Source organism: Streptomyces sp. NPDC001634 (assembly GCF_040298185.1).
Classification (GTDB): Bacteria; Actinomycetota; Actinomycetes; order Streptomycetales; family Streptomycetaceae; genus Streptomyces.
Genome location: NZ_JBEOZU010000216.1, coordinates 1 through 1,884, shown reverse-complemented (window position 1 = coordinate 1,884; position 1,884 = coordinate 1). Strand labels below are relative to the sequence as shown.

Below are 1,884 nucleotides of genomic sequence, written 5' to 3'. Positions count from 1 at the left end.
CCCAGTGGTCCTGCGGCGCCGGCACCGTCGGCTCTGATGAGGTCCAGGCACGTGCTGCTGTGCCGGGCGATGGTGCCATGACGTGGTGATCTACACCGACGCAGCCCCCACGCAGCCCTCGACGCGTCCGCCTGACGCCCTGAGCGGGACTGAGGGCAGGGCGAAACGGTAACGGTGCGGACGTCCTGTGATCCCGCCCGCTCGGAACAGGGACGCTGTCTTCATTCCGAAGACGCCGGTGTCCAGGCCGGAAAGGAAAGCATCGTGAAGATCATCGAGGACGGCCTTCACGTCCACGACGGCTTCGCCGGCGGACCGCTCGCCGAAGCAGCACTGCGCCGCACCGCTCAGGCCGTGCGGCGGCTCGACCGGCTTCAAGAAGATCCGGCCGCACTGACGGACGCCCAGCCGCGCAACGAGGTGCGTCGTGTCGGCGGTCTTCGAAAGCTGACCCGGTGCTCGACTCCGAAGATGGACCCCGGCCGCGTCAGTTGATGTTGGTCATTCCCCTGTGTTGGCCGCGGAATCCCGTCCGAGGGCGCGGCCGCGCACGCGGTAGCTGTCGCCTTTGAGGGAGATCACTTCGGCGTGGTGGACGAGACAAGCGCCGCCGCGGAGGGGCCGGCGTCGCGGCCGATCGCCTCGGTGAAGGCGTCGACGGTCCAGTCGTTGAGGCGGGCCAGGCGCAGCCGCAGCGCCGGGTCGCGCAGGGCGAGGGCGGCGATCTCGAAGTAGGCGAGGGTGGCGTCGCGGTCCTGGTACATGCGGCGCACGCTCTGCAGATGGGCGTGCCAGCGCTGTTGCGGGTCGGGCAGGTGTTGGGCGTTGTCGGCGAAGTCCGCGATCGGCTCGCTGTAGAGGCGGTCCATGAGGGCTTCGATCAGGCCGTGCCGGGTGCCGAAGTGGTACGAGACGGTGATGACGTCGACGTGGGCCTCGCGGGCGACGGCCACCAGGGTCAGTCCCTTGGTGCCGGAGCGGACCAGGACCCGGTGGGCGGCGTCGAGGATGAATGCTGCTTCGGTGAGCCGAAGCGCGGGCCGCCATTCTATCGCCGGGCACTGAGACGTCACCGGCTCCCAGCGGTCGAGGCCGCCCGCGCCAGTCGACCATTTCCATAAACTATGAATATAAAAATGCTATGCTTCGAGCGTGAGTCGTCAAGACACCGCTCCTGGCGCGTCCGCCGCCATCGGGGCAGCCCTCTACGGCCTGGCCACCAGGGCCGCGAGACGCCTGCCCCGGGACATGAGCCTGACGTCCGCCGCCACCCTGGCCACCCTGGACCGGACCGGCCCGCGGCGCATCACCGATCTGGCCGCGGTCGAGGGCGTCACCCAGCCCGCGATGACCGTGCTGGTCCGGGTGATGGAGGAGTCCGGCCTGGTCGAGCGGCGGGGCGACGCGTCCGACAAGCGGGTCACGCTGGTGTGCCTGACCGAGGCCGGCGCCTCCTATGTCCGGACGCGGCGCCAGGCGGGCGTCCACGCGTTCGAGCGGTTGATCGGCGAGCTCACCGGCGACGAGGTCGAGGCGCTGGTGGCGGCCCTTCCGGCGCTGAAGCATCTGGCAGAGCTCGAAAACCAGGACCGCGAAGGGCCGAAGCAGTGACCGGGCAGCCGGTCGGCGGGGTCGCGGTGAAGGCGTTCCCGGTGGCGCGTTCCGAGGCGCGGCTGCTGGTCCCCGCCCTGATGTTCATCGCTCTGGTCGTGGCGGCGGTCGCCAGCCTCGGGACGCCGCTCATCACCAGCGTGGCGACCTCGTTCCACGTCTCGCTCGGCAGCGCGCAGTGGACGCTGACCGTCGCGCTGCTCAGCGGCGCCGTCGCCACGCCGGTCCTGGGCCGGCTCGGAGCCGGCCCGCACCGGCGGGCCACGATCCTCG

Annotated in this window: 3 protein-coding genes and 1 pseudogene; 3 read left to right on the top strand and 1 reads right to left on the bottom strand. The window is 70.6% G+C overall.

The features are described 5' to 3' along the window. The first annotated feature begins 264 nt into the window (after positions 1–264). Positions 265–495, top strand: a complete 231-nt coding sequence (locus ABT186_RS47610) for a hypothetical protein (protein WP_351930676.1) — start codon at positions 265–267, stop codon at positions 493–495. An 83-nt stretch (positions 496–578) separates the two neighbouring features. Here the strand turns inward: ABT186_RS47610 and ABT186_RS47605 are convergent, their stop codons facing one another. Further along, a complete protein-coding gene (locus ABT186_RS47605) occupies positions 579–1,073 on the bottom strand; it encodes a TetR/AcrR family transcriptional regulator (RefSeq protein ID WP_351232164.1) in 495 nt (164 codons plus the stop codon). Between the two features lie 175 nt (positions 1,074–1,248). Here ABT186_RS47605 and ABT186_RS47600 point away from each other — a divergent pair, with 175 nt between their 5' ends. Both ABT186_RS47600 and ABT186_RS47595 read left to right on the top strand, forming a co-directional pair. After that, positions 1,249–1,611: a MarR family winged helix-turn-helix transcriptional regulator gene (locus tag ABT186_RS47600; RefSeq protein WP_351232168.1), complete on the top strand. Its 363-nt coding sequence runs from the start codon at positions 1,249–1,251 to the stop codon at positions 1,609–1,611. Then, a pseudogene (locus ABT186_RS47595) lies at positions 1,608–1,884 on the top strand (MFS transporter); the annotation flags it as partial. The gene ABT186_RS47600 and the pseudogene ABT186_RS47595, both read left to right, overlap by 4 nt.

What these genes read in the sequence shown, in the direction of transcription:
- ABT186_RS47600 (WP_351232168.1), top strand. Translation starts at nt 1,249, where the DNA reads ATGAGCCTGACGTCCGCCGCCACCCTGGCCACCCTGGACCGGACCGGC.